At 36.6% G+C, this 25,243-nt stretch carries 23 protein-coding genes, 3 pseudogenes and 1 other annotated feature; of the genes and pseudogenes, 12 read left to right on the top strand and 14 right to left on the bottom strand.

The genetic code is table 11. The features are described 5' to 3' along the window. Positions 1–76: 76 nt before the first annotated feature. Complete coding sequence (locus tag H1D32_RS14380) at positions 77–1,417, bottom strand: solute carrier family 23 protein (RefSeq protein WP_396126200.1); 1,341 nt, start codon at positions 1,415–1,417, stop codon at positions 77–79. A 131-nt stretch (positions 1,418–1,548) separates the two neighbouring features. Here H1D32_RS14380 and H1D32_RS14375 point away from each other — a divergent pair, with 131 nt between their 5' ends. Beyond that, entirely contained in the window at positions 1,549–2,067 is a 519-nt protein-coding gene (locus H1D32_RS14375) for a BsuPI-related putative proteinase inhibitor (RefSeq protein WP_261178993.1), read from the top strand. 42 nt (positions 2,068–2,109) lie between these two features. Here the strand turns inward: H1D32_RS14375 and H1D32_RS14370 are convergent, their stop codons facing one another. After that, complete coding sequence (locus tag H1D32_RS14370; RefSeq protein ID WP_261178991.1) at positions 2,110–3,522, bottom strand: sigma-54 interaction domain-containing protein; 1,413 nt, start codon at positions 3,520–3,522, stop codon at positions 2,110–2,112. A 246-nt stretch (positions 3,523–3,768) separates the two neighbouring features. Further along, positions 3,769–3,891 carry a hypothetical protein gene (locus H1D32_RS14365; RefSeq protein WP_261178989.1) on the bottom strand — a complete coding sequence of 41 codons (123 nt, stop codon included), beginning with the start codon at positions 3,889–3,891 and terminating at the stop codon, positions 3,769–3,771. A gap of 264 nt (positions 3,892–4,155) precedes the next feature. Here H1D32_RS14365 and H1D32_RS14360 point away from each other — a divergent pair, with 264 nt between their 5' ends. Beyond that, the gene (locus H1D32_RS14360) at positions 4,156–5,166 is read left to right on the top strand and encodes a DUF3231 family protein (RefSeq protein WP_261178988.1); all 1,011 of its coding nucleotides are present in this window, start codon (positions 4,156–4,158) and stop codon (positions 5,164–5,166) included. A 77-nt stretch (positions 5,167–5,243) separates the two neighbouring features. Here H1D32_RS14360 and asnB read toward each other — a convergent pair. Further along, positions 5,244–7,090, bottom strand: a pseudogene (gene asnB / locus H1D32_RS14355) (asparagine synthase (glutamine-hydrolyzing)). A 466-nt stretch (positions 7,091–7,556) separates the two neighbouring features. Between asnB and H1D32_RS14350 the strand changes: the two are divergent. Beyond that, the gene (locus H1D32_RS14350; RefSeq protein ID WP_261178987.1) at positions 7,557–7,736 is read left to right on the top strand and encodes an H-type small acid-soluble spore protein; all 180 of its coding nucleotides are present in this window, start codon (positions 7,557–7,559) and stop codon (positions 7,734–7,736) included. 165 nt (positions 7,737–7,901) lie between these two features. On the opposite strand, the gene H1D32_RS14345 is transcribed toward H1D32_RS14350, so the two are convergent. From H1D32_RS14345 to H1D32_RS14320, 6 genes and pseudogenes are all read right to left on the bottom strand, one after another. Next, complete coding sequence (locus H1D32_RS14345; RefSeq protein WP_261178986.1) at positions 7,902–8,402, bottom strand: low molecular weight protein-tyrosine-phosphatase; 501 nt, start codon at positions 8,400–8,402, stop codon at positions 7,902–7,904. A 266-nt stretch (positions 8,403–8,668) separates the two neighbouring features. Beyond that, positions 8,669–8,956 (bottom strand): hypothetical protein, encoded by a 288-nt coding sequence (locus H1D32_RS14340; protein WP_261178985.1) that lies wholly within the window; start codon positions 8,954–8,956, stop codon positions 8,669–8,671. Positions 8,957–9,088: 132 nt separating this feature from the next. Next, entirely contained in the window at positions 9,089–9,424 is a 336-nt protein-coding gene (locus H1D32_RS14335) for a YolD-like family protein (RefSeq protein WP_261178984.1), read from the bottom strand. Between the two features lie 17 nt (positions 9,425–9,441). Further along, positions 9,442–10,702 (bottom strand): annotated as a pseudogene (locus H1D32_RS14330) (Y-family DNA polymerase). A gap of 130 nt (positions 10,703–10,832) precedes the next feature. Beyond that, positions 10,833–11,402 carry a TetR/AcrR family transcriptional regulator gene (locus H1D32_RS14325; RefSeq protein ID WP_261178983.1) on the bottom strand — a complete coding sequence of 190 codons (570 nt, stop codon included), beginning with the start codon at positions 11,400–11,402 and terminating at the stop codon, positions 10,833–10,835. Positions 11,403–11,532: 130 nt separating this feature from the next. Further along, the gene (locus H1D32_RS14320) at positions 11,533–12,327 is read right to left on the bottom strand and encodes an SDR family NAD(P)-dependent oxidoreductase (protein ID WP_261178982.1); all 795 of its coding nucleotides are present in this window, start codon (positions 12,325–12,327) and stop codon (positions 11,533–11,535) included. Positions 12,328–12,498: 171 nt separating this feature from the next. Next, positions 12,499–12,711, top strand: a binding site (T-box leader). A 203-nt stretch (positions 12,712–12,914) separates the two neighbouring features. Between H1D32_RS14320 and proB the strand changes: the two genes are divergently transcribed. The 4 genes and pseudogenes from proB to H1D32_RS14300 all read left to right on the top strand — a co-directional run bounded on the left by proB (position 12,915) and on the right by H1D32_RS14300 (position 17,239). Then, on the top strand, positions 12,915–14,021 hold the full coding sequence (gene proB, locus H1D32_RS14315; RefSeq protein WP_261178980.1) for a glutamate 5-kinase: 1,107 nt from the start codon (positions 12,915–12,917) through the stop codon (positions 14,019–14,021). Between the two features lie 12 nt (positions 14,022–14,033). Continuing rightward, positions 14,034–15,280 (top strand): annotated as a pseudogene (locus H1D32_RS14310) (glutamate-5-semialdehyde dehydrogenase). Positions 15,281–15,342: 62 nt separating this feature from the next. Beyond that, positions 15,343–16,194 (top strand): pyrroline-5-carboxylate reductase, encoded by an 852-nt coding sequence (proC, locus tag H1D32_RS14305; protein ID WP_261178979.1) that lies wholly within the window; start codon positions 15,343–15,345, stop codon positions 16,192–16,194. Positions 16,195–16,426: 232 nt separating this feature from the next. Further along, entirely contained in the window at positions 16,427–17,239 is an 813-nt protein-coding gene (locus tag H1D32_RS14300) for an ion transporter (RefSeq protein ID WP_261179269.1), read from the top strand. 67 nt (positions 17,240–17,306) lie between these two features. Here H1D32_RS14300 and H1D32_RS14295 read toward each other — a convergent pair whose 3' ends face one another. Beyond that, positions 17,307–18,680: an aspartate kinase gene (locus tag H1D32_RS14295; RefSeq protein ID WP_261178978.1), complete on the bottom strand. Its 1,374-nt coding sequence runs from the start codon at positions 18,678–18,680 to the stop codon at positions 17,307–17,309. Between the two features lie 420 nt (positions 18,681–19,100). Here H1D32_RS14295 and H1D32_RS14290 point away from each other — a divergent pair, with 420 nt between their 5' ends. Together H1D32_RS14290 and H1D32_RS14285 are read left to right on the top strand one after the other, a co-directional pair. Beyond that, the gene (locus H1D32_RS14290; RefSeq protein WP_261178977.1) at positions 19,101–19,406 is read left to right on the top strand and encodes a MerR family transcriptional regulator; all 306 of its coding nucleotides are present in this window, start codon (positions 19,101–19,103) and stop codon (positions 19,404–19,406) included. 108 nt (positions 19,407–19,514) lie between these two features. Continuing rightward, a complete protein-coding gene (locus tag H1D32_RS14285) occupies positions 19,515–20,345 on the top strand; it encodes a divergent polysaccharide deacetylase family protein (RefSeq protein WP_261178976.1) in 831 nt (276 codons plus the stop codon). A gap of 260 nt (positions 20,346–20,605) precedes the next feature. Here H1D32_RS14285 and H1D32_RS14280 read toward each other — a convergent pair whose 3' ends face one another. Next, positions 20,606–20,842 (bottom strand): hypothetical protein, encoded by a 237-nt coding sequence (locus H1D32_RS14280; protein WP_261178975.1) that lies wholly within the window; start codon positions 20,840–20,842, stop codon positions 20,606–20,608. 161 nt (positions 20,843–21,003) lie between these two features. Here H1D32_RS14280 and cbpB point away from each other — a divergent pair, with 161 nt between their 5' ends. Next, positions 21,004–21,450 (top strand): cyclic-di-AMP-binding protein CbpB, encoded by a 447-nt coding sequence (gene cbpB / locus H1D32_RS14275; RefSeq protein WP_261179268.1) that lies wholly within the window; start codon positions 21,004–21,006, stop codon positions 21,448–21,450. 247 nt (positions 21,451–21,697) lie between these two features. Here the strand turns inward: cbpB and H1D32_RS14270 are convergent, their stop codons facing one another. Then, on the bottom strand, positions 21,698–22,066 hold the full coding sequence (locus H1D32_RS14270) for a YndM family protein (protein ID WP_261178974.1): 369 nt from the start codon (positions 22,064–22,066) through the stop codon (positions 21,698–21,700). 119 nt (positions 22,067–22,185) lie between these two features. On the opposite strand from H1D32_RS14270, the gene namA reads away from it, so the two are divergent. Beyond that, positions 22,186–23,202, top strand: coding sequence for an NADPH dehydrogenase NamA (namA, locus tag H1D32_RS14265; RefSeq protein ID WP_261178973.1), 1,017 nt, complete (start codon positions 22,186–22,188; stop codon positions 23,200–23,202). Between the two features lie 243 nt (positions 23,203–23,445). Here namA and H1D32_RS14260 read toward each other — a convergent pair whose 3' ends face one another. Further along, complete coding sequence (locus H1D32_RS14260; RefSeq protein ID WP_261178972.1) at positions 23,446–23,868, bottom strand: SRPBCC family protein; 423 nt, start codon at positions 23,866–23,868, stop codon at positions 23,446–23,448. Positions 23,869–23,987: 119 nt separating this feature from the next. Here H1D32_RS14260 and H1D32_RS14255 point away from each other — a divergent pair, with 119 nt between their 5' ends. Continuing rightward, entirely contained in the window at positions 23,988–25,220 is a 1,233-nt protein-coding gene (locus H1D32_RS14255) for a DUF4236 domain-containing protein (protein ID WP_261178971.1), read from the top strand. The last annotated feature ends 23 nt before the right edge of the window (positions 25,221–25,243 follow it).

Below are 25,243 nucleotides of genomic sequence, written 5' to 3'. Positions count from 1 at the left end.
ATTTGTCTAAACTCTATTTAGGGCACTAGAAGAAAACATCAAAAAGTAGTCGTAAAATGTTACGACTACTTTCTTTTTAATCTCTCTCTCTTTCAGTTTCTTCCAAACCTGCAAACAAAGCATAATTACCGTAACTTTGCTCCTTGCCTGACAACAATAGGTGTAGGGCAATACCAATAATAGTTGCCAATGCCATTCCAGCAATCTGAACGTTTTCGGTTAACTCAATAAAAGCTCCACCTATGCCCACTACTAAAATCACTGAAGAAATAATCAGATTTCGCTTTTGCCCTAAATCTACCTGGTTGTCAATTAGCATCCTTAATCCAGAAGAAGCAATGATACCGAAAAGTAAAATTGATACTCCCCCCATCACCGCTGTAGGAATTGTTGCTATTAACGCCTCAACTTTACCCATAAATCCAAATAAAATCGCCATTACTGCTGCTCCTGCAATAACAAATACACTGAATACCCTCGTAATCGCTAATACCCCAATATTCTCTCCATAAGTCGTATTGGGTGGGCCCCCAAGAAATGAAGCAATTATCGTTGCAACCCCATCACCTAGAATAGAACGGTGAAGTCCAGGTTTTTTTATAAAATTTTCACCGACTACTTTACTTAGTACCATCTGATCTCCAATATGTTCAGAAATTGTTACAATTGAAATAGGAACCATTAACGCAATAATTGTCCAAGAAAATTTTGGCGTATAAGTAACAAAAGGAACAATAAAATTAGGAACGCGAAACCACGCCGCTTCCTGCACTGCACTAAAATCGACCATTCCAAAAAAGTAGGCTAATACATACCCTCCGACAATCCCAAATAGGATAGGGACCAAGCTAAAAAAGCCTCTAAAAAAGATAGAACTAAAAATAGTAATAGACAATGTCGCGAGTGCAACAGTGAAATGTAACATTGGGTCTACAAAAGCTCCTACCCCGTAATCGTAATTCATTGCCATATTGATCGCTACACTCGCTAACCCAAGTCCAATTACCATAATGACAGGACCAACAACAATTGGTGGTAGTAATTTCATTAGCCAGTTGATACCCGTACTTTTAATAACTAAAGCTACTACTCCATAAACAACACCAGCCATGAATGAGCCAATCATAACACCTTCGACTCCACCGATAGCAGTTGCAGCAATAATAGGTGCAATAAAGGCGAACGAAGACCCTAAGTAAGCCGGAACATTCCCTTTAGTAATTACTATATAGGTCAGTGTCCCTAAGCCACTTGAAACTAAGGCTACAGCTGGACTTAAACCCGTTAAATAAGGAACAAGGATTGTTGCCCCAAACATCGCAAACAGATGTTGAATGCTTAAAATGATCCATTTATTCCATTTTGGCATCTCAGCTATACCAACTTCTCTATGCTTTTCCAAACTATTCCCTCCCATATTTCTTCTAATTTTCCTGTAGCTTTTGTTGTAGTTATAAAATCCATGCAATATTAATAATTAATTTTTATGAAACGAATGCCGCTAACTAAACGTCAAATAGATAGAAAGAAATTGAGGAGTGATAAACAGTGAAAAAAGTTATAAATGTATTAGTAATCCTGTTTGTATGTAGTCTTGTCACTTTTGCCTTAAATGGTTGTTCTTTGTCTGGGGAGGCTATGAATAAAACGAATTTACCAGGCGAGTTTGATTTCCCGCAAAAGAACGAGGAAAATTTTCCAAAGGGGATTATTGCAGGAGCGATTGAGTCTACTCTTACGGAAGCAAAGACTTCTAACACGAATGATAACACCTTATCATTTTTGTATTCATTAATAAATCAAACCGGAAATGAAGTATCCTTCTCTTTCACTAGTGAATTAATGTTCGATTACCAATTATTAAACGCTACTAGTGATATAATCTCACATTATTCTGAAGATCAAAATTCCCTCAAGGAAAAACGCTCTGTATTTATGATTCAAGGAGAGTCACTACAAACCGAAATCAATTTCCACGGACTTGAAAAAGGAACATACACTTTAGAAGTTTGGTTAGTCGATCAAGATGAAGATTATAAAAAATCAATTTTCTTTACCGTTAACTAAGACAAAAACGCAACTATAAAACAGTTGCGTTTTGTTTTTAAATTATAGACTTTCTTTTATATTATATTTACGTAATCGGTATTGTAAGCTTTGTCGGCTTATTCCGAGTATGTTAGCAGTATGCGTAATATTATTGCGGTTATTTTCAAGAACATTTTTAATATATTCCGCCTCTGCTTGCTCCATTTGATCTTTTAATTTTACGGTTAAATCTTCTGGTTTTATAGAACTTTCAGAAGTACTCTGTATTGAACTATGTCCCTGTCTGGTTTTGTTTAAAAAATGATAGGACAAATGACGGTAACTAATTTCGGTTTCATTCGTAATGAGATTCATTGCACCCTCTATAGCATGCTCAAGTTCACGAATATTTCCAGGCCAATCGTATTCTAAAAATAATTGATAAACAGTATCACTAACCTTCCGGACATCTAATTGAAACAAATAATTATATTTTTCGATGAATTTTTGGGTCAATAAAGGAATATCCTCTACACGCTCCCTGAGCGGTGGAATGACTAAGGAGACGACGCTTAAGCGATAATACAAATCTTTACGGAGCCTATTGTTGGCGATCGCTTCAATCGGATCTTCATTAATGGTAGCAATAATTCTTACATCAATGTCTTTGTCTTTTGTATCACCAACTCTTCTTATCGACTTTTCTTGAATGGCTCTTAGTAACTTCGCCTGTAACGCAGGGTTAAGAGAATTTATTTCATCAAGAAGAATTGTTCCCCCCTCAGCCTGTTCGAGCAAACCAGGGTGATCTATTGCTCCGGTAAAAGCTCCCTTTTTTGTACCAAATAACAAACTTTCTATCAGGTTATCTGGCAAAGCTGCACAGTTTTGTGAAATGAAAGGCTTATTAGAACGGTCACTTCCATGATGGATACTTTGAGAAAACAACTCTTTCCCTGTTCCAGTTTCTCCGATAATCAATACCGAAGAAGAAGTCCTCGTCGCCCTTTTACTGTTTTCAATGACTTCTTTTATTGCTTTACTTTCTCCAATAATACTTTCAAAGGTATATCTTGTGTTTCCACCTTTGAGTACATTTTGTTTTAAGCGTTCAAATTTGGTAATATCACTAGCTATTTCAACAGCCGCAATGGTCTTACCATTTTTTACAATTGGATATGTATTGTTAATTGTTGTAATTTCTTTTCCTTTATTCGTAAAATATGTTTGCTTTGCATTTTGAGTAACAGTTCCATGCTCTAAAGCTTGCAGTAAACGACTGTCTTTGCGATTTTTAAACGAAAAAATTTCTAACAAATTTTTATTTAAAACATCCTCTAATTGCATCGATTCTAACTGCATTTTTTTCTGATTATAAATAATCGTATTTCCTTCATTATTGATAACTTGGACCCCTACGTTGATCTCATTAAGGACATTTTCATATATATAAACCAAGTTTTTCAAGTGGGATAAATCTTCTTTACCGTTCATCTCAAAACTTCACCTCCCTTAGATTATATGTAAAAAACATTTTTGATACAAAATGATTTTGCTGTTAACTAGACTAAGGTTTGCTATACAAAAGTACAAAAGTACTTTGGCTTTTTCAATAATTTAAAGTGATGCTTGGGATAATTACTAAAAATATTAGGTAATAATATAGTTGATGTACAACACCCAATCTCACTTCAATGCATAAGGTTTCGAGGAATGAATTTCCATGACTTACTACATGGTTCATGAAACATGTCCATCGAGTGTTTCTCTATATCTTGAGATGGTCATTTTCTTTTTCATTGTAGTTAGAGTAAAAGCAGGCTCAGCACTATGCCCTCTTTTTTGTAGGCTTATTCTAAGCATTAAGCACTCTCCTTTTTATTACCAACAAAGTTCTCGAAAACAGCCTTTTATTATCTTAGTATAATCACATACTTGATTTTGAACAATAAGCTAAAATGGGAACATAAAAGTTTTACTACATAAGTGAATTTCATAATCACCTTACCCGAGCTATATCAATCTAAAATGTAGTTGCAAATGATTTCTACGCACTACATTTGAACTTAGTAGCCGAAAATAATGAATTAAGAAATTTAACATACGTTTCTAAAGGAGGGTATTTTCATGGAAAACAAAAAGCATAACGTAGGACTTACTTCGGCAGAATTAGCAAACCTTTGGTCACAGTATATGAATGACTCCTTAGCTATTTGTTTTTTTACCCATTCAATTGAAAAAGTAGAAGATGAAGCCATTAGGAACATTCTTACTTCTGCTAGAAGCATAGCTGAAAGTCATATTAGTAAAGTCAAAGAATTTCTAACTCAAGAAAAAGTCCCTATACCAAAGGGATTTTCAATAGAGGATGATGTTAACAATAACGCTCCACTGTTATTTACTGATACTTTCCTACTAGTTTATATGCATGTGATGACCTTACACGGAATGACAGGCTATGCTGGTGCTGTCGGCTCATCCGTCCGTTCCGACCAAATAGCTTATTTCGTTCAATGCAATAAAGAAGCAATGGAATTATATGAACGGGTTGTTCAGTTAATGTTAAATAAAGGGATTTACAGTAGAGCTCCACATATTAACCCACCTAGTCAACTTGACTTTGTAAACGATCAAAGCTACTTAACAGGCTGGTTTGGTAAAAAACGCCCCTTAAACGCGATGGAAATTAGTGGGATCAGTTATAACATGCAAAAAACGGTTGTGAAAGTGGTCTTAGAAATTGGGTTTGCTCAAGTTTGCAAGTCTGATGAAGTTAAAAAGTATTTTGAAAAAGGAAAAAACATTTGTAAAAAACAATTTGATACTTTGAGTGCAATGTTATCCACTGAGGATTTAACTTCCCCTACTTCATGGGTATCTGAAATTACAAATTCAACGATTTCGCCCTTTTCAGATAAACTAATGCTCAATCACGTCGTCTCATTATGTTCTGCAGCAGTAGGGTTTTATGGAGCTGGGTTAGCCATCTCTCAACGACGTGACTTAGCAGTGGCATACACAAAACTTATTACAGAGATTGGGCTTTATGCAGAGGATGGAGCTAAACTATTAATCAGTAAAGGATGGCTTGAACAACCACCATTAGCCGCTGACCGAAAGGATTTGGCAAAAAAATAATCTCCCTTTCTTTCTAGATCCTAAACAGAAAATGAAGCAAGCGGCTATCAAATCATCAGCCGCTTGCTTCATACTTTCTATTCTTTTATTTCTACTTTATATTCTTTCAACCACGTGTCAATCTGCGCTAAATGGGCCATTAGCTGTGGACCAGTCATAAGTTGCCCGAACCACGGCTTCTTAAAGGCTGCACCGTCTGTATCAATAATATCTCTAACTTTCTTTTCGTCAACAAATTGTAATAGAGGCGAAGAAGTATCATCGACGATATCTTTCAACCAGTTTTTTACAGCCTTTGTATAGTGTGGATTATGAGTTTTGGGATACGGACTCTTCTTACGATAAAGAACATCGTGTGGCAAGAAACCCTCTAGTGCTTTTCGTAAAATACCCTTTTCTCGCCCTTCTAGGTTTTTCATCTCCCAAGGGATATTCCAGACGTACTCAACAAGACGATGATCTGCAAACGGAACTCTTACTTCAAGGCTTGCCCCCATACTCATACGATCTTTGCGATCTAACAACGTCGTCATAAACCAGACCATGTTTAAATAAAATAATTCTCTACGACGGGCATCCGCAGGGCTTTCCCCTTCAAGGCGTGGTGTTTCAGCTATTGTATCCGAGTAACGATTATTAACATAGTCTTGTAGTTGAAGTTTCTCCCGCCACTCATTTTTAAGGAGCGCTTCACGCTCTAATGTCGAGTGCATCCACGGAAACCCATCACGGTTCATCAAATCTTCACGATGAAACCACGGATATCCACCAAAAATTTCATCCGCACACTCACCTGACAAACCAACAGTTACATCTTTTTTATTTGTTTACAAAACCATAATAAGGATGAATCAATATCAGCCATACCCGGTAAATCTCGGACAAGGACGGCCTCTTTTAAATACCCTGCTAAATCTTCATTTGTAATGACGCATGAATGATGTTTTGTCCCTAGATATTCAGACACTCTTTTAATCCAAGGCCCATCTGCATTTGGTTGAAAATCATTAGCTTTGAAGTATTTATCATTGTCAATATAATCTACGGAATACGTGTGAAGTGGACCTCTACCTTCTTTTTCGAAATATTTTGCAGCAAAAGCTGTTAAAGCACTTGAATCGACACCACCCGAGAGAAATGTGCTGACTGGAACATCTGCTACAAGTTGTCTTTCTACAGTATCTTGTAATAACCATTGAATTTTCTCAGCAGTTTGTTCGACAGTGCCTTCATGCCGCTCACTTTTCAAACTCCAATAACGATAAACTCTTAATCCACCTCTACCATACTTTAACGCGTGCCCTGGGCGTAATTCCTTCATATTATGAAAAACACCGTGACCAGGAGTTCGTGAAGGACCTAATCCAAAAACTTCAGCTAAGCCTTCACGTGTTACCTCTGGCTTTACATCCGGATGAGCCAATATAGCTTTTAACTCCGAACCGAATAAAAAAGAACCGTTTATTTCCTGATAAAATAGTGGTTTCACACCTAGTCGGTCCCTAGCAATGAACAATTCTTCTTTTTGTGCGTCCCAAATTGCAAATGCAAAAATACCATTCAAGCGATCAACACACTCTGGTCCCCACTCGATAAATGAAGTTAGCAAAACCTCTGTATCCGAATGTGACTTAAACTTGTGTCCCCTTTGTAATAATTCTTTGCGTAGATCCTCTGTATTGTATAATTCGCCGTTATAGGCTATTGTGAACACTCTGTTTTCTGCTGACTTTGTCATCGGCTGTTTCCCGCCTTCAGGATCAACCACAACTAATCTTGTATGGCCTAAAGCAGCATGAAGTGTACTCCAAACCCGATAATCATCTGGCCCTCGTCTGCTTAACGTTGCGGCCATTTGTTCTACCGTCTTTACTTCCTTTGTTAAATCCTTATTCCAATCTATCCAACCTGTAATACCGCACATCTATATCAACCCCTCCTAGGGAATGTTGTTTATTAGAAAAGCACAGAGCGCCCGCCTGACGGCGACAAGCAAATGTTCTGACAGTAAAAAAGTGGGTTTTTCACTTTTTTATTTGGCAGGTTATTTGACTCGAGCCAAGGACTTCAATGAGTTACACCTTTGCACCTTTGCGACGAGTAACCGCAGGAGCAGTTGGCGCTCGGAGCTAGACATTCAAATGGACTGAACCTGCCCATACATCAACATATTCACAGATAGGGTTAATCGTTCTTTCGATTATACGATTGGCATGTATTCTTACATAATTTTTCTTACGAATAGTTTTTTCTTTTATTGAGATATTATGGATAGACACAATGAAAGTTCGCTTCACCAACATGATGGTAATTTGACTGGAGTTTTATTTAGATTTGTGAACTTTTGAGGTGAGATTTAGTTACATGCTAAAAAAAAGGAGGATTTATCTATGAATGTAAATCGCGCCAAACAAATTTTAGATTCTGCAAAAGAAATTGAAGTACAGTACAACGGCACTTCTATCTGGATTCAAAATGTTAATAATGAAGACGGTACCGCTCGTGTATACCCACGAAAAAATCCTGAGAATGAAATGACAGTAAGTGTACAAGAGCTTCAAGAACTATAATACCTACGTAAGAAAAGCGCAAGCGTCCTGGGAGCCCCGACAAGCAAATGTTCTTCGAGAAAAAGTGTGCTCTTTCACTTTTATTCTCGAAGGTTATTTGACCTCGAGGGGCTGGACGGTGGAGCTAGACAGTTATTACTTTGAAATTTTATACATTCTTATCTTTTAAAAAAGCTGACCTGAGTCAGCTTTTTTATTAAATCTTTTCTCTTTTCTTATATATGTAAGTAGTTCGGTGCATGCCTGTTCTAGCAAATCATACACTTCTTCAAAATTCCCTGTAAAATAGGGATCCGGTACATCAGAGACCTCTATTTCGGGAATGAAATCAAGTAATCTGCAAATTTCTCCAGATTCCTCTCTTCCTTTTAAGCGATGGAGGTTACCTAAATTTTCTGCATCCATTGCAAGGATATAATCAAATATTTTTAAGTCATCTTGCTGCAATTGCCTAGCAGTAATTTCGGAACTATCGATATTATACGTTGTTAAGATTTCCAACGTACCTTCATGTGGACGTTTACCAATATGCCAACTACCTGTTCCTGCTGAATCTATTAGAAATTTCTCCTCAAGTCCGGCCCTTATTACCTTTTGTCTAAAAATCGCTTCCGCCATTGGCGAACGACATATATTCCCTAAGCAAACAAATAACACTTTTATCATTTTTTTGCCCCTTTATTATTTTTTTCGCATAAAGCCTTTTCTTTTATTATAGCTTTTCCCTATTTTTCTGCAATAACAGTAGAGTGTAAGTGTTTTGCTTCGTTACATGTTAATTATATATTGTGTATTTTATAAATTTTCAACTTTGTGATTTTTCTGTCTTTTAACCCAAAAGGAAATCCCCCCAGCAGAGTGGGAGGATGTGTGAAAAACGTAGTATATATAATAAGTTAATTATTGGATGATCAATTGCTACGTACCTTTTTTTACTTGAAGATTTCTTTATGCTCTTTTTTAATCGTCGCAAGAATAGCCTCTACATTCTTATATTCTTGCCCGACGCGATAGCTCTTAATGTTTCGTAATGAACAGCTGCACTCAGGATTTCCTTGAAGAATTTGAATAATTTCCTCATCATCACATTCTATTTCTTCTAACATGTTTCCTTCGCAGTTACAATCACTGTTTGCGAATTTTTCATAAATAACAAAAAAGTCGTCTTTTGTTTCCTCAGTGAAATACTCTGTTGTTTCGATTAAATCTTGAACGATCACGCCTTCACTTCCCATTCTTATTTTTTAAAATTAACCTTTTGGCACTATTACTATACCACCTTTTCGTGCGAATAGAAGTAACCAAATTGTGAAAGATATATTACAAATTCTTGAACGGAAATGAATGATTATTCAACTAACTTTAATGTCAATTATAGCTTCAAGATAAATTGTAATTCTTTCATCTTTCGTAGCAATTCGAATGCAACGTGACGTAGCGTCAAAATATTCAATCATTCCTACAACATCTATGTAATCATAGGCTTTATAGTATGTGACCGTCACCTTATTTTTCTCTTCCATAGCAAAACAAATGGTTTCATTCATTTCTTCTAATCGTTGTTCATCTATGAAAGGTTTTGTTTTATTATTTTCACTCGTCTTTAAATCTCGAAGCATCGCTACGTGCTCAGGGAGCATCATTGCTGTCCACTTTATATTACCCCGATCTCTAATTATTTTCCTCACCTCTTCTTTACCTGTTTTTAAGCTTTATGGCCACCAACAAGCTTACTACGATGCTTAGTAGTGCCTGCTTTTGTATAGGAAACTGCTCGCAGTAGTTTATCTGAGCCATACTTTTCTCTATTGAATCCATTACATAACCAAGTTCTCTTTGACGAGGCTTGTTAGGCTCGAACAAATTCAATTGAATTTCGTTATCGTTCATTACATTAGAAAGCGCGATAGAAATACTTCGCACAGTTTCATTATGATAGTGCTTATCAAAAAGCAGTAGGCACGCTTTATATATTTCTAATGTAATATTTGTCGCTCCTTGTAGTGTAATTGATCTGTGAAAGCCCCCCCTCCTTCATCTTTACTATAGCCAATACCTAAAGTAACTGTCCTCCCTGCTTTTCTCGCTGTTCTCGCTCTTCTTGCAACTTCTTCACACATTTCTAAAATGACATGTCTAACTTCTTCTCGATCACAATAATCGCGGAGTAAAATTTGACTTTTTCCAAAGCTGATTTGCCCTTCCATAATTGGTGCTCCTAAATCGGAAAGATCAACACCGTTGGCATGATAATATAGCTGGTTTCCCATAATTCCAAAGTTTTTTTCAAGGAGTGCTAGTGGAGCATTGGCTAATTGCCCAATAGAGAAAATCCCTAATCTATTTAATCGCTTCTCGATTTTTGAACCAATTCCCCACATCTCACGTAAAGGCGCAACATTCCAAAGCTTTCTTTTCACATCAGCATATGTCCACTTGGCAATCCCTACCTTTTTTGCTTCTAAATCAAGGCAAACTTTTGCAAGGAGCATGTTTGGGCCGATCCCAATTGAACAACTTAACCCAAACTCCGCTAACATTTCTTTTTTAATCCGTTCGGCAAGAGTCCACTCAGATCCCCAAAGTCGCGTCGTTCCCTTAACGTCAAGAAAGCTTTCATCAACGCTATACGTGTGAATGGCTTCTAAAGGGACATATCGATTAAAAAATTTCGTCAACTTGGTAGAAACCTGAAGATAGGTTGACATTTGTGCATTAACAATTTTAATTCTTGGATCATTTGGAATTTCAAAAAGACGATTCCCAGTTTTAATTCCAAAATCAGCTTTTAAACGTGGAGTTGCCGCTAAAACGATACTTCCATCCCTCTGGGTATCACCTACCACAGCTAAATAGCATGTCAGTGGATCAAGACCTAGAACAATAGCCGAGCAGCTTGCATAAAAGCTTTTCATATCAACACAAAATATTGTTCGCATTGGCAATGAGTGATAGTCGATGTTCATATTTCCGCTCCTTTCTATAAAACTAACTACAAAACAGAACATACATTCTTATTATACTATTCATTATAAACGAATATACGTTCTGTTTTCAATGTGAAAAAATGGTTGCTCCTAGGTAGCAACCATTTACTCACTTATTCGACCCAATTCCAGTAAATAAAATTTCTAGAACCTTTTCACTCCATTTTTCCTCATTTATCTTTAGCGAATTGGGAACTTGGATGGCATTAAAAATCATACTAGCAATAACCGCTGTTTCAATATCACTACGAATCGTCTTTTCACTCTTACCTACTTCTATAAGACTGCTAATTTTGTCATATAAAAGGTCATGATCTCGCTTTAAGTTGGCAAGTGCCATCTCGACTTGTGATGAATGATGTGGATCAATAAAAGGAATGACTAGGACAATTTGATGTAATTGTGAATACTTTAAAAGGATTTTTAAAATCTCTTTTAGTTGACCTACAGCATCCGTTTTCGAAATTTCGCTACATTCCTCAATAATCCCATCCAACATGTGCACTAGGTAATCAGTAATTAATTCTTCTTTACTTGTGTAATATTCATATAAGGTGCTTCTGCCAATTTTCAGCCGCTCAGATAAAGACTTAAAGTGAAATCCCCGGTAACCTTGTTCAATTAGCAATGATTCAGTAGCTGAAAAAAGCGTTGTTTTTTCAACCTTTCTTCTAGCCATTAGCGCTCTCCTTTTTCAAACGATTTTGGTTTCATTATATAACATCGTTTCTCGCAATAACAAAAGATGTGCTTCACCGTATTGTAGAATTCATTCAATTTTTAAAGATCTAGCTGAAAAGTTTTTCAGTTTATTTTTGGTTCAATTTTTTCCCTGCAATTTTTTCAACTAAGCTTGGAAATAGTTGATAAATGGTAGTACCTAATCCCATCCAACCTGGCAAATTTATTTCTCGCTTAGGCTTATCAATTAATTGAAGAATTTTTTCTGAAACATAGCTAGGCTCTAGCATAAATTTCTCAACATTTTTGGCATAGTTTCCGCTGCTATCAGCCCTATCAAAAAATGGAGTTTTAATTGGCCCTGGATTGACTGCACTTACAAAGATGTTTGTATTAATTAATTCCATCCGAAGGCTGTTTGTGATTGCTAAAACCGCGTGTTTAGTCGCTGAGTAGACACTAGATTTAGGCGTCGCAAGCTTTCCAGCCTGTGAGGCAATATTGATAATATGACCTTGGTTTTCCTTCAGCATCGCCGGAAGTACTGCTTTCGTACATGTAATTACTCCGAAAACATTTACTGCAAACATCTCTTCAATGTCAGCTACTTTTGAATCTAAAAACGTATCAAAGATAGCAAAACCAGCATTATTTATTAAAACATCAATCTTTTGATGGTTTTTGAGGATATCATGAAAAGTTTGAGAGACCATAGCATGATTGCTAACATCAAGTGTGAAGTATGGGGCTCTGATGCCTGTTGTTTTTAGAATTTCTGCACTTGCCGATTGTAATTTTTCCGTAGAACGTGCCAGAAGCACTGGTATTCCACCCTTTTGTGCCACATCAATCGCTAATCTCAAACCAATTCCACTTGAGGCCCCAGTAATAACAATGATTTTATTATGTAACGTATGTTTCAATTGCTCCACCTCTAGATCATTATTTTTCCCTACTTTACATCCATAGTAAAATTTATTATAATTCATATCCAAGTAAATTTCATTGTTCTAATAAATGATATTGGTTTAATTCACACAGAAAAAACTATTGACAGCAATAAATAAATGTCAGATAATTAGAAAAACTTAAAATGTAAAGTGTTGAAAGGGACTAGTAAATAAATGCTTTGGCGAAAGAGATTGGGGTTCAGCGGCTGAAAGATCCCATCGTACAAAGTTTATTGAACCTACCCTCGAGTGTTAGGGAAAATCTAACCGTGACCAGCGTTAATGGAATTAAGAGGACATCACGAACTGATGTCAATTAAGGTGGTACCGCGGATGAAAAACTCTTCCGTCCTTATTTTTATAAGGATGGTGGAGTTTTTTATTTGCAGTGAAATAAATTTAACCCGAAATATCAAGCTCTCATGGGAAAGCCCCGAGACCGTGATATATCTTGTCTCTATTTTTAAAGCAACAATTTTTGATAAAACACAACCTAAACGAAAGAGCCATAGAAAAAATATCCAAAAGAAAATATATTGTTCTTAAAAGAGGGGTCTAGGATGAGGAAGCAACGCATTGTCGTAAAAATTGGCAGTAGTTCATTAACATGCAGTAATGGTGGTCTTTCAATTGAAAAGCTTACTGAACACGCCAACGCTTTGGCAAGTCTAAAAAAACTAGGACATGAAGTGATCTTAATTTCATCAGGAGCAGTTGCCGCTGGCTTTACTAAGCTTGGGTATCCAACAAGACCAGTGACAATTGCAGGGAAACAAGCAGCAGCAGCAGTTGGGCAAGGTCTACTCATGCAAGGCTATGAAGAAGTATTCGGACACCATGATATAGTTGTTGCCCAACTTCTATTAACAAGAAATGACTTTGTTAGCCAAGAACAATATAACAATGCCTACGCTGTTCTAACAGAGCTACTCGTGCGTGGTGTCGTACCGATTATCAACGAGAACGATTCTACCTCTGTAGCAGAACTTACATTCGGTGACAATGACATGCTTTCTGCATTAGTAAGTGGCCTTGTTCATGCAGATTTTTTAGCTGTTTTAACAGATATAAACGGCCTGTACGATGAGGACCCTCGTAAAAATCCGGAGGCAAAAAAATATCATTACCTCCCTTCCATAGGAGACGAACTACTAGATCAAGCTAAATCAACTGGCTCAAAAGTAGGTACAGGAGGAATGAAATCAAAAATATTAGCTGCCAAAACGGCAAATTCTCTCGGTGTAAACGTCTTTATTGGAACTGGCCAAGGAACTGAAAAATTAGTGGATATCCTCCTTGGCAAAGGGGACGGCACATATATTGGTTCCACTACGAAAAAATCAGTCAAAAACAAAAAACAGTGGATCGCTTTTCACTCAACAGCAACTGGTAAACTTGTCATTGATGATGGTGCGGCTCAGGCAATCATGACAAAAGGAAAAAGCTTACTACCAGTCGGCATTCAAGAAGTATCTGGAACCTTTCAAAAAGGTGATGTCGTAGAGGTCATCAGTAGTCGTGGAAAAGTAATTGGTAAAGGCCAAGTTAACTACTCTTCCCAAGAGTTACTAACAATTAAAGGAAAAGGAAGCTCTGAGGTTAAAAAAACAACAAACTCTCAAGATGCTGAAGCAATTCATCGCGATTATTGGATCACATTTTCATAGCGGAGGGATAAAATGAATGAGTTAATTCAAAAGGCAAAAAAAGCAAAAGAAGTAACCGGAGCATTGGCGGCGGCTTCCACAGCGCAAAAAAATGAAGCATTAACATATATCAGTCGGGCACTACTCGATAAAATGAATTTTATTTTGCAAGAAAATGAAAAAGATATCGGAGTTGGAAAAGACGCTGGCCTTTCTGAGGGATTACTAGATCGGTTAAGATTAACGGAAGAAAGACTAAAAGACATCGCCACAGCCATCAACCAATTACTTGAACTCGAAGATCCTGTTGGGAACGTTACGTTTGAAGCCATCCGCCCCAATGGCCTGCAATTAAAAAAGTCCGCGTTCCTTTAGGTGTCGTCGGAATGATTTATGAAGCAAGACCGAATGTAACGGTTGACGCCGCTAGCCTTTGTTTAAAAACTGGGAATGCAGTAATCTTACGTGGAAGTTCTACTGCCATTCATTCAAATAAAGCATTAGTTCTAGCCATTCGTCACGGACTTGAGCAAAGTTCACTACCAGTTGAAGCCGTCCAGCTTATTGAAGACACATCACGAGAAACAGCAGAAAAAATGTTTAAGTTAAATGAATATTTAGATGTTCTTATTCCACGGGGTGGTGCCTCCCTTATCCGTTCCGTTGTTGAAAAGGCTTCTGTTCCTGTTTTAGAAACTGGTGTGGGTAACTGTCATATTTTTATCGACGAAACGGCACAAAATCAAATGGCAGTAGATATTGTGGTAAATGCAAAAGCACAACGACCTTCTGTTTGTAATGCTTGTGAAACCGTACTTGTTCATAAAGATTGGGCGAAGCTACACTTTACAGACTTAGTAGATGCTCTTATCAATAAAGGTGTTGAACTACGAGGGGATGAATTAGCAAAGCAATTAGACAAACGCGTGAACTGCGCATCAGACGATGATTGGAAGACCGAATTTTTAAATTTAACGTTAGCTGTTAAGGTTGTTTCATCCGTCGATGAAGCCATAAAACATATTGCCACTTATGGTTCAAAACATTCGGAAGCGATCATCACCGAAACTAACAAACATGTTGAACAATTCTTCACTTATGTAGATGCAGCTGCACTTTATCATAATGCTTCGACTCGTTTTACTGATGGCTATGAATTTGGCTTTGGTGCAGAAATTGGTATTAGTACCCAAAAGCTACATGCTAGAGGACCAATGGGGTTAGAAGCCTTAACCTCTTCAAAATATCTCATTTTAGGAAACGGACAAATTCGTTCGTAATGGGGAATGTGTAATCAATGACCAATAAAGACTTTAATTAAGTAGCACTGTAAATAAACAAAGTGAAGGAGAGGACCCATATGTTAGCGAATAAAAAGGTTGCTTTTATCGGTGCTGGAAGTATGGCTGAGGCAATGATCTCTGGTATTTTAACAAAAAAAATATTACTGCCACAGCAAATTAATGTGACAAACCGAAGTAACAAAGAAAAACTTCTCCTTTTACAGGAACAATACCATGTAAATACTTTTTATAACTATCAAGAAGTACTCCCAAAGATGGATATTATTATTTTTGCAATCAAACCGAAGGATATCGCTGAGACGATCGGTAAAATTAAAGAGTTCACAACAAACAAGCAAATATTCATCTCGATACTTGCAGGTGTATCGACATCATGTATCTCCCAATTACTTTGTCATGAGGCACCGATTATTAGAACAATGCCTAATACTTCGGCTGCTGTCGGCCAATCAATTACCGCCATTTCAGGTGGCAGTTCTGCAAAAGAAGAACATACTATGCTAGCGGAAACATTATTTAAAGCGATAGGCGAAGTCGTGACTGTCGAAGAACAAAAATTGGATGCAATAACTGGTTTATCAGGGTCCGGCCCTGCGTATATTTACTATTTAATCGAGGCCATGGAAATAGGTGCAAAAGAAATCGGATTAGATGAGGAGCTAGCAAAACAATTAATCGCACAAGTGCTTATCGGCGCAGCTGAAAGAATAAAGTCTACAACTCTTTCTTCCAAAACATTATATAAACAAGTAATGAGTCCAGGTGGGACTACTGAGGCTGGCTTTAAAGTTCTTGAAAGCTTTCAATACCAAGAAGCAATGGTGGAATGCATTAAAAGAGCTGCCCAGCGCTCTACGGAACTCGGCAAACAATATTCCGTCGTGAAGTAGCAGTAAATAGTAGATATCAACATTTCTTTCTGTATGTAACGGCCTAGTTCTTAGCTAGGCTATTTTTATTTTCCCAGGAGTATTTGTATGAGTAATTCTAGTATTCTGACCGCTACAACCTTGAACTTATTTCTAAAATGCAATTAAACTGTTTCATCGAGCTCAAATATTTAGTAGAATAAAAGTTAGTGCTAAAAGAAGATTTTATTATCGGAGGAACATTATGTCTGAAATGCCCAACACAGAAACAAAAATGCCTAATTTGCGACGTCAGATACATCAGCTCGTCAATCATAAGTATTTTACCGGAACAATTCTTGGCCTCATTATGTTTAATGCAATAATTGTTGGCCTCGAAACATACCCATCAATTTACGAATCTTACAAAGAATTATTTTACCTAATGGATAGAGCTCTTATCTGGATTTTCACCGTTGAGATCGTCTTACGAATGATTGCTGAAAAAAAATTCATCCATTTTTTCAAAAATAGTTGGAATTGGTTTGACTTTTTAATCGTTGCTGCTGGCCACATTTTTGTTGGCGCACACTTTGTTACGGTATTACGGATTTTACGTGTACTTCGTGTATTCAGGGCCATTTCCATTTTGCCTTCTTTACGTAAGCTAGTCGATGCATTATTGTTAACGATACCTGCTCTAGGAAACATAATGCTTCTAATGAGCATTATTTTCTATATTTTTGCTGTGACTGGAACCATGCTCTTTGCTGAAGTCGCACCAGAGTATTTTGGCTCGCTCCAGTTGTCTTTATTGACATTATTCCAAGTCGTTACATTAGAATCTTGGGCTAGTGGCGTCATGTGGCCAATTTTTCACGAATTGCCATGGGCATGGATTTACTTTGTTTTGTTTGTCCTTGTAGGGACGTTTGTCATATTTAACTTGTTTATCGGGGTTATTGTAAGTAATGTCGAGAAAGCAGATGCGGCGGATAAATTAGAAGAACCTGACCAATTAGCTGAGTTAAGAAACGAAGTAAAGGAATTAAAACAGTTAATTATTAATATGTCACGAGATAAGTAGAAAGTGTAAAATCTAGAGTTGTTTAGCTAAGCTTCGAGGTCTTAAAGGATGAAGAAAAACCCAGTTCTTAAAGAACTGGGCTTTTTGTTTCTACGAAGAAATCGTTATATAATTCTCTGACAGCCTTGTCAGCATCTACAGACTTAACTCCAAATACCATACTGACCTCAGATGAGCCTTGATTAATCATATGGAGATTTACTCCTGCTCTGGCTAATCCCGTTGTCGCTTTAGCTGTAATTCCAACCATTTTTTTCATACCTTCACCGACAATCATCACCATTGCAAAGTCGTGCTCAACGTGAACATCATCGACGTCAAGTTCATTCTCAATGCGAGAAACAATTCTCGCTTCTATCTCTGGTGATAACTGAGAATCTCTAAGGATGATCGATGTATCATCAATACCTGATGGCATATGCTCGTAGGAGAGACCCTGATCCTCTAAAATCTCTAAAAGCTTTCGTCCAAAGCCAATTTCTCTGTTCATTAAGTATTTCCTTACATAGATGGTGCTAAACCCAGTATCGCTTGCTATCCCGACAATTGGGTTGATCATAAAATTCCGCTCGTTTACGACCATCGTTCCTCTAGCAGCTGGGTTATTTGTGTTTTTAATACAAACAGGAACTCCTTTTTTAAAAGCTGGTATTAGCGCTTCATCATGAAACACTGAAAAACCTGCGTAAGAAAGTTCTCGCATTTCGCGATAGGTTAATTCTTTAATTTCCACTGGGTTTTGTACGACATTTGGGTTAGCAGCAAAAACGGAATCTACATCAGTGAAATTTTCGTATAGCTCTGCTTCCACGGCAGCAGCCACAATCGAACCAGTAATATCTGAGCCACCACGGGGAAAAGTTACAAGCGTCCCCTCTTCTGTGTAGCCAAAAAATCCAGGGAAAATTAATACACCCTCTTTGTTTCTCATTCTAGCGTATAAATTCTCATAAGCTTCAGGAAGAACTTGAGCATTTCCATACTCTTTACTTACTAACAAACCTACTTCCTTTGGATCTACATAATGAGCATTCACCCCTAATGATTGTAGATAAAAAGAAAATAGTTTTGCACAATTATCTTCACCACTAGCTTTCATTAGGTCGGTAAACTCCTGATCACCTTCATCTTTTGCAGCTAATCGTGACTCTAAATCATCTGTAATGATCCTAACAATATCCTCTGATAAGTTTAATGCCAACGCAATTTGCTCATAACGACTGACAACTAAACGTAAAGCCTCGTCGACATCACCATTAGTTAATGCCTCATCTGCTAAAGAAATTAATAAATCAGTTACTTTCGTATCTTCCTTAAATCTCTTTCCTGGTGCTGAAACAACGACAATTTTTCTTTCGGTATCTGCCATAACGATATTCGCTACTTTTTTCATCTGTTCAGCGCTTGCTAACGATGTTCCACCAAACTTACAAACCTTCATAATTTCATAGTCACCTCATAATTGTAGTTTTTTCAGTACCAGTAAATTGTTTGTTGAATTGATTAATAATTTAAAATTTTATCACTATAGTCTTTTGGTAGCAAGCAGCGAGATTCTTGCAAAAAAAGCGCCCACTTCCCATATACTCTAGAAGAGACGCCTATCCTTTATTATTTCCATTTTTTAAAAATACTTGTTTTTAGTCTTAACCTTAAAACAGAAAGAACGTTCCTTGATAGATTTTCTTACAAATTCCCTTACCGATTTCTAAAAAGTGGTATAGTGTTATTATTATAAAAGGATCTTTCGTAAACGTACTTCAGTAAAGATCTGTAAGTTTTAATTAAGGAAAAGCAATTGGTTTGTTAAACATCCGAATTTAGCCTAAATGAAATATTTTATAGACAGGAGTTGATAAACTTGTCTTCCTATAAAAATAAAAAAGTTATTACAATTGGCGTCGTGAGCGAGTTAACAGGTTTATCAGAGAGACAAATTCGTTATTACGAAGAACGCAAGCTTATTTTTCCTGATCGATCAAAAGGTGGAACCAGAAAATTCTCTTTTTCCGATGTAGAGCGCTTAGTTGACATTGCCAATAAAATGGAGGATGGTATGCAAACATTTGAAATTAGAAAAATGGAGCAAAAGAAACTACGTGAAAATGAACTTAGAGAGCGCATGCTCCGCGGTCAATTAAATGCAGCTTTTAATATGAGAAAATAATTATGAGGGATCTTTCTTTAGATCTCCTTTTTTTTTGCATCGTTAATAGGCTAAAACTGTTATGAGATGGACAAATTATGTAAGAAATCAGTAATGGAGGAAAGAAAAATGAAACCAACACATATGATTTTATTGTTACTTTGTCTGTTTACGATGGTTATTCCACCAACAATTAATGCTGAAAGTTTAGAAGATGTAAAGGTTGCGATTATTATTGATGATTTTGGTGGTGATGTCAAAGGTGTTCATGACTTTTTTCAAACAAAAATCCCAATAACAGTAGCCGTAATGCCCTTTTTAGAACAATCTAAAAAACAGGCTGAACTCGCCCATAGTTTAGGATTAGAGGTCATGATTCACTTACCACTACAACCTAAAAAAGGAAAGTCTTCTTGGTTAGGTCCAAACCCTATTACAAAGGATTTATCTTTAACTGAGGTAAAAAAGCGAGTGGTTCAAGCGATCGAGAGTGTCCCACATGCAAAAGGTATGAACAATCATATGGGATCACTTATTGTCGAGGATGAAGCAATTATGAGGGTAATACTAGAAACGGCTAAGGAATACAACTTATACTTTATTGACAGTGGCACAGCCCCTAATTCAGTCATACCTAGATTAGCTGAAGAACTTGGTGTTCCTTGGGGAATGCGTGATATTTTTTTAGATGATACTCATTCGTCAAGTAGTCATGTTTATAAGCAAATGAATAAACTTGTAAAAGTAGCTGAGCGCAAAGGCCATGCGATTGGTATTGGTCATGTAGGTGTAAAAGGGGATGCAACGGTAAAGGGTGTCACTGAGGCTGTAAAAAGCCTTAAACAAAAAAATGTTAAAATTGTACCTGCGTCACATCTTTTACAAAGTAAGATTGATAAAAGCCCTGAAAATTTTTGGCATGGCTATCTTCTCATAGATTCTTGCTTAAAAAATAGCTAGTAATGACAAGATATATCAAGGTCTCGGGGCAAACACAAAAGCAAGATTAAACTAATAGCCTATAAAACGTAAGAAAAGCGCAAGGCGCCCGCCTATCGGCGACAAGCAAATGTTCTGTCAGATTAAAAGTGCGCTTTTCACTTTTATATCTGGCAGGTTATTTGACCTCGAGCCGATGGCGCCTGAAGCTAGACACCAAGTACTAAAAACGCATATACATTCTTATCTTTTGAAAAAAACCCTCAATTCTAAGGGTTTTTTCACGTTTGAAATTGAATAATTTTTGCCGGTTGTTTGTTGATGTAATTAATTTCTGTTTTAAATCCTAATTGTTTTTGCTTTAAAAATGTTTCTTTAGTAATAGGTCGAGGCGCTGACCATGCTAAAGAATCGAGATTCTCCCAACTATCATGTGTAATAATTTCCTGCTTATAGTAATAACAATTACCAGAAGGATATTTATCACAGGTATACTTAACCGTTTGCTTCGAATGCATTTCTTCACCTCTAACGTTTTATGAATTCTGTCCAAATAGTCTAGATTTATTCTCTTTTATATGAAGGAGCTTCCAGTTGACAAAAAAATCAATGACTCCTAGTATTAGAGAGTGGAATGTTTATTACTTTTACAACTCTAGATGAAAAGAACGTGATAAAAATGATTCAAGAAACCTTAAAAAATTGTACGTTTTTGGAAGAAAATATTAAGAGCTTAATCATCCCTATCGAGAAAGTAGCACATGTTCAACAAAACAACAGTCTTGAGCACGCCTTATTAGTTCTAGTTAAATCTGGTTACACCGCCATTCCTGTATTAGACAAAGAATCAAAATTAAACGGTATTATTAGTAAAGCGTTAATTCTAGATTCAATCCTTGGACTCGAACGAATTGAGCTTGATCGCCTCCACAACTTTAAAGTTTCAGATGTAATGAGCTCAAAACTTGCTACCATGAAAATGAGTGACACTTTTGCTAAAGCTTTAGCACTTTCGATTAATAACCCATTTATTTGCATGACAGACGCTGACGGAGCGCTTAAAGGAATACTGACACGAAGCTCAATACTAATATATCTAAATCAAGAAATGTTTCAGAAGAAATAGAAGGCCAAGTGGCCTTCTATTTTTAATGCTCTTTTCGTAACGCTCTTTCCTAAAAGATTGTTGCTCAAATTATTATAATCAATGAACCATATTTCTGCGATTAAAACAAGTTCAATGTTAGAAGAGATACCCGAGACCTTAATATAGCTAATCGTTATTAGTTATTTTAAAAGCAACAATTTTTGACCTTTCTTTAACAAAGACTCTCTTTGTAAACTTTGTTGCTTTTCAGTCGTCCTATGACACCCTAATCATAAATTGGTTCACGGTCCTCTCTATCTAGCCTGCCAATTACGTAAATGTGTAGAAACCACTCGCAAACCGCCACAAGAAATGCAACAAATAATGCACCTCCAATAGTGGAAAAATAAAAACCATAAGTAGGTACAATCCAAATCAATACACCCAGAAAAACCGTTGCTCCATCAGTAAGTGTAGCAACCCAATTGCCTTTCAATGGTAAAGTAAACATATCACCAAGAACGTAGGTAACAACAGCTAATATTGCTGACAATGTAACTAATGATAGAAAAGAAAATCCATAAAATAGTAACACCATTGTGATAAGAATACAATAAATGATAAATTTGATAATGATCGGTTTGATGTGATTCATAAACCTTCTCCTTTTTACTCTAGCTTTTTTTTAGTATGGATTAAAGTACCTATTTTCATTAGTGAGTTGGGAAGATTTGTGATAACATTTAAGTAAACGAATAAAAGGAGGGTTCATCCGTGTCTTCACTGCTTTTTTCACCTTATGAACTTAAAAACATCACTTTAAAAAATCGCCTAGTAATGGCTCCTATGTGTATGTATATGGCTGATAATAAGAAGGGATTCGTTACAGATTGGCATGTTACTCACTATGGAAGTCGTGCAATAGGACAAGTAGGTTTAATTATTATTGAAGCAACAGCGGTAACACCGCAAGGAAGAATTTCAGATCAAGACCTGGGTATTTGGGATGATGCCCACATTGAAGGTTTGAAGCGCTTGGTGGATCATGTACACGAACTAGGTGGGAAGATTGGTATTCAGTTAGCGCATGCCGGTAGAAAAGCAATGGTAAAAGGTCCAATTTTTGCTCCATCTCCCATTCCATTTAACGAAACGATGCAAACCCCTGAAGAAATGACGGAAGAGCAAATTTTTGAGACGGTCGAGGCCTTTAAAAAAGGGGCAGAACGAGCTAAGCAAGCTGGTTTCGATGTAATTGAGATCCATGCTGCACACGGGTATTTACTCAATGAATTCTTATCTCCATTAACTAATCACCGTGATGATGCCTTTGGAGGCACTCCCGAGAGACGTTATGAGATATTAAAACATGTAATTAACAATATAAAAACAGTCTGGGAAGGTCCACTTTTCGTTCGCATTTCCGCAAATGAATATGCAAAGGAAGGAAATAGCTTAGATGTCTTTGTTGAATATGGCAAAAAAATGAAAGCACAAGGCATAGACCTAATTGATTGTAGCTCGGGAGCCGTTGTTCCCGCAGCAATTGATGCTTACCCTGGCTATCAAGTTCGCTATGCAGAAACCATTCGTCACCAAGCTACTATTCCTACTGGCGCAGTAGGCCTGATAACAACAGGAAATCAAGCAGAAGAAATTTTACGAAATGAAAGAGCTGACCTTATTTTCATCGCTCGACCATTTTTACGAGACCCCTACTTACCAAGAACATTTGCTAAAGAACTTAATACTTCTATTGAAGTACCTAAATCGTATGAACGTGGCTGGTAGTTAAATATCATTATTTGCAGAAAACACCTTCTCTTATTTTAGAAGGTGTTTTCTTATTGAGCGTTGCCGACCTCTAAACATAAAATAAGGCTGTTTTCCAAAGTTTGTTGCTTTCGTAAAAATCCCAAAAGCCGGATTTTTACACAATAACACTAAAAATTCACAACTTATTTAGTAAGTAGTGCTCTTTTCTTACTCAATTTATTGAGTGATATCTTCATCTATGAAATTTTTCCAATTATTTTACGTTAAAAAGCCACAATGTTTACGAAAAGAGCCTAAATAAAGACCAATCTTTGTAATAAATCCTGGAAGATATGATTCAAACCTAACCTTATCGGTCATTATCGTTACTTTCCCATCTTCTTCTTCAAAGGAATGAGTATGCTCCCAACTTTTAAAAGGGAATGGTAAAGACGTACTTTTATCGATGAAATAATGACCTTTATCAACCTCAACATAGGTTAACAGCCATTTTGTTTTGAAGAGATAAAAGTTTAAGTCAAGTTCAGTTTTGCTACCCTTCTTCACTCCCTCATAAAGGATAATCGTAATTTTCGGGAAAGCAATGATCCGAACTAAATTATTAATATCATTAAAAAAATTCCATGCTATGTTTTTATCTATAGGCAATTTCGTCTTAAAAACAAATTCTCCTTTAGCCAATTTAGTCCCACCTTTTGCTTATCATAGCGCATTTTTTGAACAAATTGTGAAATATTGCTTTATAATTATGTAAAAGTTTAGTACGATATAACTGACATCAAATTTAGGAGTGTTTTATCATGAGCTTTCGATTTCAAAAACGAGTGAAGATAGCACCAGGTCTACGATTAAATATAAGTAAGCGTGGAGTTAGTACCTCGGTTGGAAGACGTGGCAGTAGTATTACATTGGGACGTAGCGGACTTTATGGCAACATCGGTATCCCAGGCAGTGGCCTCTCTTATCGAACAAAATTAGATAAAGCAATTGGACACTCTTCAAGCCAAAAAAACGGAAAACAGGATATTTCTGGAGCAGTCACATTAAATTTCGATAAAGAATCTCAATCCCTCGTTTTTGTTGATGAAGAAGGCCAAAGAGTACCACCAGCAATTGAAAGAGAAATCAAACGCGATTTTCAAGATGATATTCAAAGAATATATGACCAAAAAGAAGAAGAGATAAATTCACATACAAAACAGCTGCTTAATCTCCACAAAGAAATTTTACATGAAAGATCACCAGACGAACTTAGAGAATTAGCACGGAAAACAGTGACTCTTGATGTACAAAAGCCAAATAACAAGGAAATCTATGAAGAATTAAAAGTTGAATTTGAGGAAAATTTAAGTTTCCTTGAGAGGCTCAGTTTACTGCTCCCTAAAAAGCGAAACCTTTTTATAGAAAAGGTGAAAAGTGAAGCTAACCAACAATACGAGCATGAATTAAAATTATATGAGCAAGCAAAAGAAGAATACGAAGAAGCAAAACTCAAACGATCAGCAAAAGTAGAGAGGGTTATTAGCGGTGATATTGGTGGGATGGAACTTTGGCTAGAAAGCTTCCTAGCTATGCTAGATTTTCCATTAGACACAAATGTTTCTTTTGAAATCATTACGCCCAATACTGTCTACCTGGATGTAGATTTACCACAAATGGAAGAAATCCCATTAACAAAAGCAGAAATACTAAAGTCTGGAAAAGTAAAGATACAAAAAAAATCACAACGCGAACTGCGTGAACACTACGCGATCATGGTTGGTGGCACCGCCCTTTACTTATGTTCCTATGTCTTTTCACTTTTACCTACTTGTGAAACCATTATCATATCAGGCTATACTCAAGTCAAAAACAAGACTACTGGCCATTTAGATGACTATTATCTTTATAGTTTAAAAGTTGATAAATCTGTCTTTTATTCCCTAAATATTAGCGAAGTGCATCCAATATCTGCTTTTGAAAACTTCCAACCAATTATGAATACAACAAAAACGTTTATTTTTAGAGAAATTACACCATATGAACCGGTTTAGAATCAAAAAAGGGATCAATATCC

It is taken from the genome of Anaerobacillus sp. CMMVII, from assembly GCF_025377685.1.
Lineage (GTDB): Bacteria > Bacillota > Bacilli > Bacillales > Anaerobacillaceae > Anaerobacillus.
The sequence above is the reverse complement of the archived record's forward strand: the minus strand, read 5'-3'. Positions and strand labels throughout refer to the sequence as shown.

What these genes read in the sequence shown, in the direction of transcription:
- H1D32_RS14380 (WP_396126200.1), bottom strand. Translation starts at nt 1,417, where the DNA reads ATGGGAGGGAATAGTTTGGAAAAGCATAGAGAAGTTGGTATAGCTGAG.
- H1D32_RS14370 (WP_261178991.1), bottom strand. Translation starts at nt 3,522, where the DNA reads ATGAACGGTAAAGAAGATTTATCCCACTTGAAAAACTTGGTTTATATA.
- H1D32_RS14365 (WP_261178989.1), bottom strand. Translation starts at nt 3,891, where the DNA reads ATGCTTAGAATAAGCCTACAAAAAAGAGGGCATAGTGCTGAGCCTGCT.
- H1D32_RS14360 (WP_261178988.1), top strand. Translation starts at nt 4,156, where the DNA reads ATGGAAAACAAAAAGCATAACGTAGGACTTACTTCGGCAGAATTAGCA.
- H1D32_RS14350 (WP_261178987.1), top strand. Translation starts at nt 7,557, where the DNA reads ATGAATGTAAATCGCGCCAAACAAATTTTAGATTCTGCAAAAGAAATT.
- H1D32_RS14345 (WP_261178986.1), bottom strand. Translation starts at nt 8,402, where the DNA reads ATGATAAAAGTGTTATTTGTTTGCTTAGGGAATATATGTCGTTCGCCA.
- H1D32_RS14325 (WP_261178983.1), bottom strand. Translation starts at nt 11,402, where the DNA reads ATGGCTAGAAGAAAGGTTGAAAAAACAACGCTTTTTTCAGCTACTGAA.
- proB (WP_261178980.1), top strand. Translation starts at nt 12,915, where the DNA reads ATGAGGAAGCAACGCATTGTCGTAAAAATTGGCAGTAGTTCATTAACA.
- H1D32_RS14300 (WP_261179269.1), top strand. Translation starts at nt 16,427, where the DNA reads ATGCCCAACACAGAAACAAAAATGCCTAATTTGCGACGTCAGATACAT.
- H1D32_RS14295 (WP_261178978.1), bottom strand. Translation starts at nt 18,680, where the DNA reads ATGAAGGTTTGTAAGTTTGGTGGAACATCGTTAGCAAGCGCTGAACAG.
- H1D32_RS14285 (WP_261178976.1), top strand. Translation starts at nt 19,515, where the DNA reads ATGAAACCAACACATATGATTTTATTGTTACTTTGTCTGTTTACGATG.
- H1D32_RS14280 (WP_261178975.1), bottom strand. Translation starts at nt 20,842, where the DNA reads ATGCATTCGAAGCAAACGGTTAAGTATACCTGTGATAAATATCCTTCT.
- cbpB (WP_261179268.1), top strand. Translation starts at nt 21,004, where the DNA reads ATGATTCAAGAAACCTTAAAAAATTGTACGTTTTTGGAAGAAAATATT.
- H1D32_RS14270 (WP_261178974.1), bottom strand. Translation starts at nt 22,066, where the DNA reads ATGAATCACATCAAACCGATCATTATCAAATTTATCATTTATTGTATT.
- H1D32_RS14255 (WP_261178971.1), top strand. Translation starts at nt 23,988, where the DNA reads ATGAGCTTTCGATTTCAAAAACGAGTGAAGATAGCACCAGGTCTACGA.